Origin of the sequence: Aliirhizobium smilacinae (assembly GCF_006335145.1) — a bacterium.
GTDB classification, from domain to species: Bacteria; Pseudomonadota; Alphaproteobacteria; order Rhizobiales; family Rhizobiaceae; genus Neorhizobium; species Neorhizobium smilacinae.
The window spans coordinates 426,892-439,470 of sequence record NZ_VDMN01000003.1 but is presented as its reverse complement, the minus strand read 5'-3'; the positions used below and the strand labels follow the sequence as shown (position 1 = coordinate 439,470).

General features: G+C 59.9%; 15 protein-coding genes. 12 read left to right on the top strand and 3 right to left on the bottom strand.

The genetic code is table 11. The annotated features are described in order from the left end of the window. Positions 1–4 precede the first annotated feature (4 nt). Positions 5–1,276: an RNA polymerase sigma factor gene (locus FHP24_RS16880; protein WP_139677384.1), complete on the bottom strand. Its 1,272-nt coding sequence runs from the start codon at positions 1,274–1,276 to the stop codon at positions 5–7. Next, positions 1,273–1,665, bottom strand: coding sequence for a YciI family protein (locus FHP24_RS16875; RefSeq protein ID WP_139677383.1), 393 nt, complete (start codon positions 1,663–1,665; stop codon positions 1,273–1,275). The genes FHP24_RS16880 and FHP24_RS16875 overlap by 4 nt, the downstream gene beginning before the upstream one ends. Positions 1,666–1,792: 127 nt before the next feature. Between FHP24_RS16875 and FHP24_RS16870 the strand changes: the two genes are divergently transcribed. The 9 genes from FHP24_RS16870 (at position 1,793) to FHP24_RS16830 (ending at position 7,544) form a co-directional block, all read left to right on the top strand. After that, positions 1,793–2,044: a ribbon-helix-helix domain-containing protein gene (locus FHP24_RS16870; protein WP_139677382.1), complete on the top strand. Its 252-nt coding sequence runs from the start codon at positions 1,793–1,795 to the stop codon at positions 2,042–2,044. Next, positions 2,045–2,404, top strand: a complete 360-nt coding sequence (locus tag FHP24_RS16865; protein ID WP_139677381.1) for a type II toxin-antitoxin system RelE/ParE family toxin — start codon at positions 2,045–2,047, stop codon at positions 2,402–2,404. A 29-nt stretch (positions 2,405–2,433) separates the two neighbouring features. Next, positions 2,434–3,141: a glutathione S-transferase N-terminal domain-containing protein gene (locus tag FHP24_RS16860; protein ID WP_139677380.1), complete on the top strand. Its 708-nt coding sequence runs from the start codon at positions 2,434–2,436 to the stop codon at positions 3,139–3,141. Between the two features lie 62 nt (positions 3,142–3,203). Continuing rightward, positions 3,204–3,686, top strand: a complete 483-nt coding sequence (locus tag FHP24_RS16855; RefSeq protein ID WP_139677379.1) for a GFA family protein — start codon at positions 3,204–3,206, stop codon at positions 3,684–3,686. 199 nt (positions 3,687–3,885) lie between these two features. Then, positions 3,886–5,139: a pilus assembly protein TadG-related protein gene (locus FHP24_RS16850; protein WP_180356036.1), complete on the top strand. Its 1,254-nt coding sequence runs from the start codon at positions 3,886–3,888 to the stop codon at positions 5,137–5,139. Continuing rightward, positions 5,136–5,654 carry a TadE/TadG family type IV pilus assembly protein gene (locus tag FHP24_RS16845; protein ID WP_180356035.1) on the top strand — a complete coding sequence of 173 codons (519 nt, stop codon included), beginning with the start codon at positions 5,136–5,138 and terminating at the stop codon, positions 5,652–5,654. The genes FHP24_RS16850 and FHP24_RS16845 overlap by 4 nt, the downstream gene beginning before the upstream one ends. Further along, positions 5,651–6,181, top strand: a complete 531-nt coding sequence (locus tag FHP24_RS16840; protein ID WP_139677376.1) for a TadE/TadG family type IV pilus assembly protein — start codon at positions 5,651–5,653, stop codon at positions 6,179–6,181. Before FHP24_RS16845 ends, FHP24_RS16840 begins: the two co-directional genes overlap by 4 nt. A gap of 245 nt (positions 6,182–6,426) precedes the next feature. Then, entirely contained in the window at positions 6,427–6,921 is a 495-nt protein-coding gene (locus tag FHP24_RS16835; protein ID WP_139677375.1) for an invasion associated locus B family protein, read from the top strand. A gap of 44 nt (positions 6,922–6,965) precedes the next feature. Further along, positions 6,966–7,544 (top strand): SH3 domain-containing protein, encoded by a 579-nt coding sequence (locus tag FHP24_RS16830; RefSeq protein ID WP_139677374.1) that lies wholly within the window; start codon positions 6,966–6,968, stop codon positions 7,542–7,544. Positions 7,545–7,549: 5 nt separating this feature from the next. Here FHP24_RS16830 and FHP24_RS16825 read toward each other — a convergent pair whose 3' ends face one another. After that, a complete protein-coding gene (locus FHP24_RS16825; protein WP_139677373.1) occupies positions 7,550–8,794 on the bottom strand; it encodes a D-alanyl-D-alanine carboxypeptidase family protein in 1,245 nt (414 codons plus the stop codon). Positions 8,795–9,054: 260 nt separating this feature from the next. On the opposite strand from FHP24_RS16825, the gene FHP24_RS16820 reads away from it, so the two are divergent. The 3 genes from FHP24_RS16820 to xdhA all read left to right on the top strand — a co-directional run bounded on the left by FHP24_RS16820 (position 9,055) and on the right by xdhA (position 12,579). Beyond that, the gene (locus tag FHP24_RS16820) at positions 9,055–10,005 is read left to right on the top strand and encodes a GGDEF domain-containing protein (protein WP_139677372.1); all 951 of its coding nucleotides are present in this window, start codon (positions 9,055–9,057) and stop codon (positions 10,003–10,005) included. 115 nt (positions 10,006–10,120) lie between these two features. Beyond that, positions 10,121–10,897, top strand: coding sequence for a 3-hydroxybutyrate dehydrogenase (locus FHP24_RS16815; protein ID WP_139677371.1), 777 nt, complete (start codon positions 10,121–10,123; stop codon positions 10,895–10,897). 209 nt (positions 10,898–11,106) lie between these two features. Then, complete coding sequence (gene xdhA, locus FHP24_RS16810; protein WP_139677370.1) at positions 11,107–12,579, top strand: xanthine dehydrogenase small subunit; 1,473 nt, start codon at positions 11,107–11,109, stop codon at positions 12,577–12,579.

Sequence of the window (12,579 nt, the reverse complement as noted above, 5' to 3'; positions counted from 1 at the left end):
GGCCTCAGCCTCCGCCAGCGCCAGCGCCAGCGCCAAGCCGGTCCAGCTGCATTCTGATATGCGCGCATTCGGCCGGGGAGTTGGCAAGCGTGATCGCCCGGTCGAAAGCGATCCGCGCCTCGTCGCTGCGCCCGGTCTGCATCAGCAATCCGCCACGCACGCCGTGGAAATAAAAATAACCGTCGAGTTTTTCCGCAAGCGGCTCGATCAGCTCCAGCGCCGCATCCGCGCCCTTGAGTTTTGATAGCGCAACCGCCCTGTTGAGGCTGACCACCGGCGACGGTGACAGTTTTTCGAGCAGCTCGTAAAGCAGGGTGATCTCGCCCCAGTCGGTATCGCTTGGGCTGGCCACACGGGCATGCAGCGCTGAGATCGCCGCCTGCACCTGATAGGGACCGGGTTTGCGGTGGCGGATCGCCTTGTCGAGCATGGCGAGCGCTTCATCGATCAACCGCCTGTCCCAGCGACCGCGATCCTGATCTTCGAGAAGCACGATCTGGCCGGCTTCATCAAATCGGGAACCGGCGCGCGAGTGCTGTAGCAGCATCAAGGCCGACAGGCCCATCATTTCCGGCTCGGCGGGAAAGATGCGCAGTAGAAGCCGCGACAGCCGGATGGCCTCGTCGCAGAAGGCGGCGCTGTCGGGGTTGCCGATGCCGGAAGAATACCCCTCGTTGAAGACGAGGTAGACCATTGAAGCGACGGTTTGCAGCCGCGCATTGCGCTCATGGACGTCTGGCGTTTCGAAGCCGACCGCCCCCTCTCCTCTCTGGGCCTTGGCGACCCGCCCCTTGGCACGGGTTATCCGCTGCTCCATGGCGCTTTCCGACACGAGAAAAGCGCGGGCGATCTGCTGCACCGTGAGCCCGCAGACAATGCGGAGCGCCAGCGCGATCTGCTGCGTATTCGGCAGGTCCGGGTGGCAGCAGATGAACATCAGCCGCAAAATGTCGTCGCGGTAATGCGCATTGTCGAGCCGGTCGGCAATGTCTTCCTCCGCATCGGAAAGATCGGAAAACGCCGCCTCCTCCGGCAGCGGTTGGTTTTTCGCTCTTTTGCGGATCTGGTCGACGCCGCTGTTGCGGCCGACGAAAATCAGCCAGGCGGCAGGATCGCGCGGCGGCCCCTTGTCCGGCCATGTACGGATGGCCCGCAGGCAGGCCTCCTGAAATGCCTCTTCTGCGGTATCGAGATCGCGGAAATAACGCAGCAGCGCCCCGAGAGCCTGCGGCCGCGCCGCAGTCAGCGCCAGCTCGATCCAGGCAATATCCGTCATGACGACCCGCCTTCCGCAGTTTTGATCTCGTTCGGATGAAAGACGTAGAAGGGCCGGATTTCATAGGAACTGGAGCCGGGATTGACCGCCGACAGCTCTTTCGAAAACGCGACCGCATCGTCGAGACTGTCGAACTCGGCAGTGTAGAAGCCGAGCAAAACCTCCTTGGTTTCGGCAAACGGCCCGTCCAGCACCAGCGGCTCATCCCTCCCCTTGCGCACCGTCGTCGCTGCCGTCGTCGGCATAAGTCGCCCGACCGGGCCGAGCCTGCCGGCCTTTGCCAGCGGCGCCTGCACCGCCTGGAGTTTTTCCATGACAGTGGCTTCCTCCTCCTTCGACCAGGCGAAGACAGTTTCCTCATGGGCGTAACACAGGATGGCGTACAGCATCTTCCTCTCCTTCTCCGTTTGGAAGACGAAAAGGTAACCGCCCATCCGACATTGCGCATCAGAAAATCCGGCGTCGCATTTATTGGCAATATCTGCGACACTGTGATCACCAGCAGAAGGATCGAATATGGCATCGGAAAGCATTCACGTCCGCGTCACGGGCAAGCTGCAGGATCATATCCGCCAGCAGACAGGCGAGAATGGCCTGTATGAGAATGCCAGCGAATATATCCGCGCGCTGATCCGCAGCGATATCCAGAAAAACGACGATGCGTGGGATTGGCTGAAACAGCATATCGAACCCGGGTTGCGGGGCGACGAAAGTGAATTCAAACAGGTTTCCGCCGCCGACGTCATTCGCCGCAACAAGCAGAGCTAGGTGGCGGGCTACCTCTTTTACAAGACGGCAGACGCCGCTCAGGACCGTATCTGGGAGGAGACGGTCGGGACATGGGGAGAAAGCCAGGCTGAAACCTATATCATCGGCCTGCACCAGCATCTTGATGAGATCGCCCGACACAAAACCCTCTGGCGTCGCCTACCATCCGCGCTGGCCGTTCCGCAGGATTTACGTATCGAAGTCTGGTTCAGTCGTTACAAGCATCACTATATCATTTTCCGCCAGCTCTCCGATGATCGGATCGGGGTCATCAGCATTCTGCATGAACGAATGGATTTGCCGGTGAGGCTCGGAGAGGATTTATTGCATATCGCCAAACGGGACCCGGATGAGTCCTGAAAGTTAAGTTGCATGTGAGGAAACTGCCCATGACCGATCTTTCCGCCTTCCCTATCACCGCCAAATGGCCTGCCAAGGACGACAGCGTCCTGCAGCTTTATTCGACCCCGACACCGAACGGCGTGAAAGTGTCGATCATGCTGGAGGAAACCGGCCTTCCGTATGAGCCGCATTTCATCAATATCGGTGCCGACGAGACCTGGGGACCGGAGTATCTGTCGCTCAATCCGAACGGCAAGATCCCTGCCATCCTCGATCCGAATGGACCAGGTGGCAAGCCGCTTGCACTGTTCGAAAGCGGTGCGATCCTGATCTATCTGGCGGAAAAGACAGGCAAGCTTCTGCCTGCCGATCCGGCAGAGCGCTACGAGGTGATCCAGTGGGTGATGTTCCAGATGGGCGGTCTCGGGCCGATGTTTGGACAACTCGGCTTCTTCCACAAGTTTGCCGGCAAGGATTTTGAGGACAAGCGCCCGCGCGACCGTTACGCCAAGGAAAGCGCCCGCCTGATCCGCGTGCTGGAAAGCCGGCTGGAAGGCCGTGACTGGATCATGGGCGACGAATATACGATCGCCGACATTTCCATGCTTGGCTGGGTGCGTAACCTGATCGGCTTTTACGGTGCCGGCGAACTCATCGCCTATGACGAATTGAAGAACGTGCCCAAGTGGCTGGAACGTGGCCTCGCCCGTCCGGCAGTGCAGCGCGGGCTGGAAATTCCCAAGCGTCCCGCCTGATAGCGGCCTGACTTCCCTGCCGGCCTGCGCTATCTCCTCGAGGCAGAAGAGAGGAGATAGTCATGCCACAGATAAGCCTGCCGACAGAAGGCTCGTGCCGTTGCGGCGAGGTGCGCATCAGGATCAGCGCCACGCCGATGATCACCATGGCCTGCCACTGCAAGGGCTGCCAGAAGATGACTGCCAGCGCCTTTTCCTGCTCGGCAGCCATTCCCACGGCCGGTTTCGAAGTGACGGCCGGCGAACCGGTGATCGGCGGTGCCCATGGCGATGAGATCCACCATTATCACTGCCCGCGTTGCAAGAGCTGGGTTTTCACCCGCATGGTCGGCATGGAATGGTTCGTCAATGTGCGCCCAACCATGCTTGACGAAGCCACTTGGTACGCGCCCTTCGTCGAGACCTATACATCGACGAAATTCCCTTGGGCGAAGACCGGCGCCGTTCACAGTTATCCGGAGTTTCCGCCGCTCGACGCTTTTGAGGGGCTGATGAAGGAGTTTGCACAGTGGAACAGTGCAAATGGGGAAAACGCAAAAATGTGACAGTGTTTATGGATATATATTAGGGCTAATATTAAGTAACTCGTCAGAAACCAAGTCCTAATATTTGCCTGTGTGGCTGACACGCTATTCATGAGATCGTAAATTATCACACGCGAATATCCCCCACGATTTACTGGGGGCTTTCATGATTTTGCGACGGTTACAGGCTTTCCATGCAGACTTGCGTGGGAACGTGGGCATGGTCTTCGGCCTGTTGCTGGTGCCCCTCGTGGCGCTTGGCGGAGCGGGCGCGGATATCGCACGCTATGAGACGATCCGCGTCGAGCTGCAGGACGGCCTCGACCGCGGCGTGCTTGCCGCCGCCTCGCTGACACAGAGCCGTGACGCCAAGGCCGTACTTCAGGATTACCTCAAGAACCTGAGCTACGCCAATGAAGTCACTCTCGGTTTCGAGCGTCAGAACACCCTCAATCAGCGCATCGTCAAAGCCTCGGCCAGCTACACGATCGACACGGCCTTCATCAAGCTCGTCGGCATCAACAAGCTGACCGTCAACGCCGTCTCAACCGCTCAGGAAGCCAAGCAGAATATCGAGATGTCGCTGATGCTCGACATGTCGGGTTCGATGATCAGCAACAACCGTATCGGCAACCTCAAGAAGGCCGCAAAGTCCTTCATCGATCAGATGCTCACCGACGATACCAAGAGCTACACGACGATCAGCATCGTCCCCTATGCGGGCCATGTGAATGTCGGCGCGGCGATGTTCGACAAGCTGGGCGGCAAGCGCGACCACTCCAATTCCTCCTGTTTCGAACTTGGCGAGACGACAGCCGCCTACGGTGCCGACCCGATCACCTTCAAGGGTGCAGCACAGCTGCCCCATTTCACCCACTGGAACTTCGGCAGAACCGATATGCGCCCCTGGTGGTGTCCGATGGAAAGTACGTCGATCACCTATCTTTCAAACGATGCGACCGCGCTGAAAGCCAAGATCGACGCGCTGGAAATGCATGACGGCACCGGCACCCAGAATGCCATGCAATGGGGTTATACCCTGCTCAATCCCGCCAGCAAGAGCGTCTTTGCGGCTGCTCTCGCGACAGGAAAGATGGATAGCAAGTTCGCCGATCGTCCCGCCGCCTTCAACGACGCGGATACGATGAAGGTCATCGTTCTGATGACCGACGGGGAAATCACAGAACAGGTCCGCCCGAAGGACTACAGCCGATCAGTGACGCTGAAACCGGACAACAAGGAAATTTCCAACCGCAGCACGAATGCGGCACGGCTTTCCAGCGTCTGCACCGCTGCGAAAGCGAAGGGTGTAACCATCTTCACCATCGGCTTCGAAGTCAGCGGTGATGCGACGACACAGATGACCAACTGCGCCTCCAGCAAGGCCCACTACTATCCGACCTCGGGCTCGAACATCACCGATGCCTTCAAGTCGATCTCCATCTCGATCAAGAAGCTGAGGCTGACCCAGTGACCGGCCGCCTTCGTCGCCATATTGCGGACCGCAGCGGGAGTGCCGCCGTCGAATTCGCGCTGCTTCTCCCGCTTGTTCTTGCCCTGCTGTTTTCCGTCTTCGAGGCCGGCTGGATCATGACCCAGTCGATCATGCTCGACCGTGGCCTGAGCCGGGCATCGCGCGCCGTCCAGATCGGCACGACCGCGATGACCTATACCCAATACAAGCAGAAGGTCTGTGACGAAGCCTTCATTCTGGCCAACTGCGAAAAAGCGCTACGGCTCGAACTGACGCCGATCGACACCGCGGCCGACTTCCCTACCTCGACAACGCCCTGCGTCGACCGCAGCGTGGCAATCGATCCGGTCACCACCTACCAGTCCGGCCAGACCTCGCAACTTGTATTCGCCCGCGCCTGTTTCGTGGTCGACCCCATGGTTCCGGGCATCGGTTACGGGCTTTCGGTACCGAAGGACAATACCGGCGCCATGCGCCTGACCTCCAGCTTCGCTTTCGTCAACGAGCCGATATGACCAGACCCTATTTTGCAAAGCGCCTCCTGTCGAACGAGGCCGGCACGTCCGGCATCGAATTCGCCCTGACCGTTCCGGTCATCATTCTGCTGTTTATCGGCGGCGCCACCCTCTACGACCTGCTGCGCGCCTATAACAGGATCGTCGAGGCCAACGGCATCGTGGCGGATGTCGTGGCGCGCCAGATGACGATGGACGACGCCTTCTTCACCAAGACCTATGGCGCCTTTGCAGCACTGCAGGCCGACAAGTCGATGCCCAACGCCCTGCGCATCACTAGCGTCATCTGGAAGGATGGGAAATACACAGCCGACTGGACGAAAAAGGCAGGCACGACAGCCCTTCTTCCGGAGCAGAAACTCGATGCCACGACGCTTCCGACCATTCCCTCGGGTGACTCGCTCATCTTAGTCGAAGGCGTGACGCAATATACGGCGCTCGCCGCACTGTTCGGTTTCGGAACCGTCACCTATTCGGAAAACGCCTTCACCCGGCCCCGTTTCGCCGCAACCGTCAAAGGCTCGTGACGTCCATTATCAACACATGTGATCACGGCAAAAAATCCCTCGCCACAATTGGGATATTGTAAATTTACCGTTGAAAAACAGAGGATTGCAGTCATCCACACAAACAACAGTCACCCCTTTGTGACCGACTGCATCATCGAATCGACACACAAATTAACCTCTCGCTAACTGTCGCGGCCTTGTATGGCCACTCAGTTTGCAAGGCCCATCTCCCGGGTCTGTTCGTGTTTTTTTGTGGAGACATCATGCGCACCAAATCTGCAGCTCTTGCACTCGCCCTCACCCTCGTCTCGGCCGCCGCGGCCACTGCGGCACAGCCCACCCGGATCAAGCAGTTCGAAGCGTGGGGCGTATATTCCTATAGCAACAATGGCCAGACCAGCTGCTATGCCCTATCAGTGCCGACCACGTCCGCGCCGGCAAGCGTCACGCACGGTGACAATTTCTTCCTGATCTCGCCGCAGGGCCAGTCCTATATGCCGCAGGCGATCATGGGTTATGCCCTGAGACAGGGTTCGGACGTCACCGTGGCCGTGGACAACGAGAGGTTCGATCTCGCACCGCGCGAAAACACTGCCTGGGTGCGCGACCAGAGCCGCGAGCCGGCCTTGGTAAACGCGATGCGCGGCGGCAGCCGCATGACGGTGCAGGCGACCTCCGGGCGCGGCACCGCCACCAGCTACTCATATTCGCTGAGCGGCGTGACGGCCGCGCTGCAGGAAGTGAGCAAGTGCCGCTGACGGTAACCGTCTCGACATCGGCGGGGCGGAGCCAGCGGTCACCCATGATACGGACAAGAACTCGTCGCGGCCTCGTTGCCGTCACCCTGGCGATCGCGCTCGGCTTGCCTTTCGCAGCCCGGCTTGAAGCCAGTGACGTCCAGTCCGCCAGTGCTGCCGGAAATCTTGCTGCGGGTTTCAGAACTGGTCGGGCGACGGGTTACCCCGTCCCCCGTTTTGCCTCGATCAAATCCGCAAATGCCCATATGCGTGTCGGCCCATCGACCGACTATGCGACCAACTGGGTCTATTCGGCCCGCGGGCTGCCGCTCGAGATCATCGAGGAATACGGCAACTGGCGTCAGGTCCGCGACCCGGACGGAACCAGCGGCTGGATGTTTGCGCCTCTTTTGTCCGGCCGACGCACTGCCGTGGTCGGCCCGTGGATGGCGAAGTCCGTGGCGCTTCGCAACGCACCACGCGCGTCGGCTTCAGTGATCGCCGAGCTAGCTCCGTCCGTGCGCCTCGACCTCAGGAACTGCGACGGTTCATGGTGCGATGTGTCGCTGCAGAACCGTCGCCTTTCCGGCTATGTCGCTCAGGCGGATCTCTGGGGCGTTTATCCGCACGAACAGCTGAAATAATCTGATTATCGAACCACGAAGCAGTCGATCGACCGCGTCTGCAGCACCGAGCAGGCCCGCGCGGCAGCGTCACGATCGGCAAAACCGGTCAGACGGGCGCGAAAAACCTCCCGTCCGCTGGAGCTCGAACCCTGAACACTCGGAGCGATCTGGCCGAAATCGGAAAGCAGCGGCAGTGCGGAATTGAGCGCGCCCGCGGCCGCAGCCTGGCTTCCGGCCGCCGCGATCTGGATATCCCAGAGCGGCGTGCCCGGCTGAATCATGTTTTGAACGGGAGCCCCCTTTGGCACCGTCGCATAAGGCGTGACTGCCGCGGCAGTTGCGGTCGTCCCGCCGAGAATGATTTCCGTGCGCGGACGAGGAACGGGCGCCTTGGAAGCCAGGTTGGCCACGCCTTCGGCCGGCCGCTTCTGCTGGCCTGATGTGGCGACAGCGACACCGGGCAAGGCAGCTCCGCCCGGCAAGGCCTGATCGAGCAGTTCCGCCATCCGGTTGTCGCGCTGGCGCGCCGTCTTGCCGCCGAGCACGACGCCGATCACCCGACGTCCGTTGACGTCGACGGCACTGGCGAGATTGTAGCCGGAAGCGTTGACGAAGCCCGTCTTGATCCCGTCCATGCCGGGATAACGGTACATCAGGTTGTTATGGCCCTTGATCGTCCGTCCGCGGAAGCTGAAGGAACGCTGCGAGAAGATCTTGTATTCCCGCGGATAGTCGCGGATCAGCGACAGCGCCAGAACCGCCATGTCCCGCGCCGTGGTGACCTGTGCATCATCCGGCAGGCCGGACGCGTTGCGGAACACGGTGCTGCGCATGCCGAGCTGGCGCGCCTTTTTCGTCATCAGCACACCGAAACGATCTTCGCTACCGCCCAGATGATCGCCCATGGCAGCAGCGGCATCATTGGCCGAGCGGATCGCCATGCCATAGACGGCCTCGCGCACGGTAATCGTCTGGCCGGCGGGTACACCAAGCTTGAAGGGAATTTTCGATGCCGCATTCGAGGTCATGACGACCTTGTCGTCCCAGCGAAGACGACCGGTGCGTAAAGCCTCGAAGGTGAGATAGAGCGTCATCATCTTCGTCAAAGATGCCGGATGATTGAGCGTCTCGGCATTCTGCGACGAGAGAACCTTGCCGCTCTGCACATCATAGATGTAATGCGCATAGCCGGCCTCGGCCGTCCGGCTGATTGAAAGAAAGGCGCCTGCTACAAACACGAACGCCATGATCCGCCGGATTAGAAGCATTTGCTCCCCCTCGTTACCGCGGCCCATGAATATTGACCCAACATGGTGCGAAAATGACTCAATCTGAAATTAATACAAGTTCTTGACCTATGGTTAATCCACCGAGCCACGATTCGTTTGAGCCGCAGAAATAGTGATCCCGTATCAGAATAAAACAGAGCCTGTGAATGCTTGCATTTTAACGAATAGGTTAACCTGAACTTTATAGCCAACTTTCTAGCTTGCGCCCGAATGCAATCTTCACAGGAGGAAAGCTCGGAATGATTCCGATGTCTTCGAGGCTGACCCAGATGGTTCAAACGTCCCTCACCATTAAGGTCTTCGCAATCTGCTTCGTTTCCGTCCATGTGCCGCTATTGGTCTTTATCGCGTTTTTGGCGGCTGGCTATGCGGCAAAGCCCGAACCAGTCCTGCTTCTGCTTTTGGCCGCCACCGTGGCCGGGACAACCATCTGCCTCCTAAGCCTATGGTGGGTGATCAGACCTTTGCGCCAGTTGGCACATGCCATTAAAATTTATCGCGCAAACGGCACGCCCGTCCGCATGCAGATAGATCGCAAGGATGAGATCGGCCTTCTGGCATCGACGGTGACGGCCATGGTTGCCGAAACCGAAACCCTGATGACCAAGCTGCGCCATCAGGCCATGACCGATCTTTTGACCGGCCTCGGCAATCGCCGCTGGCTGAACGAACGTGCCGCAGAAGAACTGGCGCGCGCCGAAAGACTGGGAGAGCCTTTGTCCGTGCTTGTGCTCGACCTTGACCGGTTCAAGGGCATCAACGATGGCCATGGTCACGAGACCGGCGACCGGGTGCTGGTGGCAACCGGTGAAATCGTACGTACCTGCCTGCGCCCTTATGATCTTGCGGCCCGTATCGGCGGCGAGGAATTCTGCATCATGCTGCCGCGCACCTCGCTCGATGAAGCAGAAGCGATCGGCGAACGCCTGCGCACCACGCTGGCAACGACGACTGTACCGCCGCTGCGGCAGGGCCGGATGACGGCAAGCTTCGGCCTCTGCGCCGCCGGCCCAGGCGATCGGCTGCCCGACCTGCTGCTGCGGGCGGACTTTGCCCTTTACGAGGCCAAGCGTGACGGCCGAAACTGCATCAGGCGCGCCCAGGAGGGCCATGGCGAAGAGGCAATGACGTCTGCCAAACGGGTCCCGGTCAAGGCAGCATCGCCGATCAACGGCAAACATATCCTCTGACGCCAACCGACCTCCCCCTGCATCAGCCCGTTGCCAGCCGACCGGCTTTGCGCATAACCTTCCTTCTGCGGTGAGGGAGAACACCGCGCTCTGCACGTTCATGGGGAGGAACAGCATGAACAGATCCGTGGTCGTCACCGGCTCCACCAGCGGCATCGGGCTCGGCATCGCGAAAGCATTCGCGGCCGAGGGCGACAATGTCATCATCAACGGTTTTGGCGAAAAGAACGAGATCGAGTCGATCCGGGCATCGCTTGATGCCGCCGGTTCGGGCACTGTCCTGCATCACCCCGCCGACATGACGAAACCGGTGGATATCGAAGACCTCATTCTGACGGCCCGCGGCAGCTTCGGCACGGTGGATGTTCTCATCAACAATGCCGGCATCCAGCATGTCGCTCGGGTCGAGGAGTTTCCACCGGAAAAATGGGATCAGCTGATCGCCATTCTCCTGTCCTCGGCATTCCACACGATGCGCCACGCGATCCCTTTGATGAGGGCTTCGGGCAAGGGCCGCATCATCAACGTCGCCTCCGCCCACGGCCTCGTCGCCTCCCCGTTCAAGTCGGCCTATGTGGCCGCCAAACATGGCATCATGGGGCTGACAAAGACAGCAGCACTTGAGCTTGCGCAGGAAAACATCACCGTCAACGCGATCTGCCCCGGTTTCGTGCTGACACCGCTGGTCGAAAGCCAGATCCCCGATCAGGCGCGCGAAAAAGGCATCAGCGAGGAAAAGGTCAAGGACGAGGTGATGCTGCGCCTGCAGGCAACCAAGCAGTTCGTCGGCATAGACGAAGTGGCGGCCGCCGCGATCTATCTGGCAAGCGATGCCGCAAAGAGCATTACCGGCACGCATATCTCCATCGACGGCGGCTGGACGGCGCAGTAAGCTGCTCCCTCATTCCTGTGCTTGTCACAGGAATCCAGTCACGCGAAGTCCTTCGCGTGAAAAGACTCTTTTGCGTCGCAGACGCGACGCTGCTGGATTCCTGTGACAAGCACAGGAATGAGGATAAACTACCTTGCCCCGCGAACAGCCAAAAACGGCGACCGGGTGATTCTTGACTGGGAGCCGGCAACGGCGGACGAAGGAGACCGATGAGTTCAGCCATCCGCTTCATCCTCAATGGAGAGGACGTGACCCTTGGAGACTTTTTGCCCACGGACACGCTTCTCGATAATCTCCGCCTGACGCGGCGGCTGACGGGGACGAAGGAAGGATGCGCCGAAGGCGACTGCGGCGCCTGCACGGTACTGGTCGGGCGATTGACCGAAACCGGCCTGCGCTACGAAAGTGTCAATGCCTGCATAAGGCTCCTCGGCTCCATGCACGGCACTCATGTCGTCACAGTCGAACATCTGGCAGCTGCGGATGGCACGCTGCATCCCGTCCAGCAGGCGATGGTGGACTGTCATGGCTCTCAATGCGGCTTCTGCACGCCGGGCTTCGTCATGTCGCTTTACGGCCTGTGGCTTTCCAACGAGAACCCGAACCGAGCCGAAATCGAAAGCGCGCTGCAAGGCAATCTCTGTCGCTGCACCGGTTACGAACCGATCGTAAAAGCAGCCGAACAGGTGGCTTGGAGCCGGCCGAGTTCGCTCTTTGATCCGCTGGAACGCGACCGCACCGAGGTCATGGCAAAGCTTTGGTCGATCCGCTCCGACATGCAGACGATCGTGGTCGAGAAGGACGGCGCGCGCTCCATTGTTCCAGGGTCGGTCGAAGCCTTTGCCGAGGCGCTGGCAGATGAACCGCATGCCACCGTGGTCGCCGGCGCGACCGATGTGGGCTTGTGGGTAACGAAACAGATGCGCAAGCTCGATCCGGTCATCTTTATCAACCATCTCCCCGAATTGCAGTCGATCTCGGTAGAGCCGGCCGGAATCACGATCGGTGCCGGCGTGAGTTACGCCGAGGCCCATGGTTTTCTCGAAGCGGTCATTCCCGCTTTTGGAAGACTGTTCGATCGGATCGGCGGGCAACAGGTCAGGAATGCCGGCACGATCGGCGGCAATATCGCCAACGGCTCGCCGATCGGCGACACGCCGCCGCCGCTGATTGCGCTGGGCGCCACACTGACGCTGCGCTCCCATTCCGGCCGCCGCACGATGCCGCTCGAAAACTACTTCCTCGCCTATGGCAAACAGGACCGCATGGCCGGTGAATTCGTCGAAAAGATCTTCGTACCGAAGCCGCCGGAGGAAAATCATTTCGCCGTCTACAAGATCTCCAAACGCCGCGACGAGGATATTTCCGCACTCTGCGGCGCCTTCAACCTGATGCTTGATCTGGACGGCCATGTGGAGGATATCCGCATCGCCTTCGGCGGTATGGCGGCGACCCCGAAACGGGCGAAACATGTAGAACAGGCGCTGATCGGCAAGCCATGGCGATGGGACACGATTTCTGCTGCCCGCGAGGCCTTCGATGCGGATTACCAGCCTTTGACCGACTGGCGGGCAAGCGCCGAATACCGCAGCCTGACGGCAAAGAACCTGCTCACCAGGTTCTTCCTCGAAACCGCCGGCGCCCCGACGGAACTGCACCGGTTCGAGATGGAAGAGGTATAA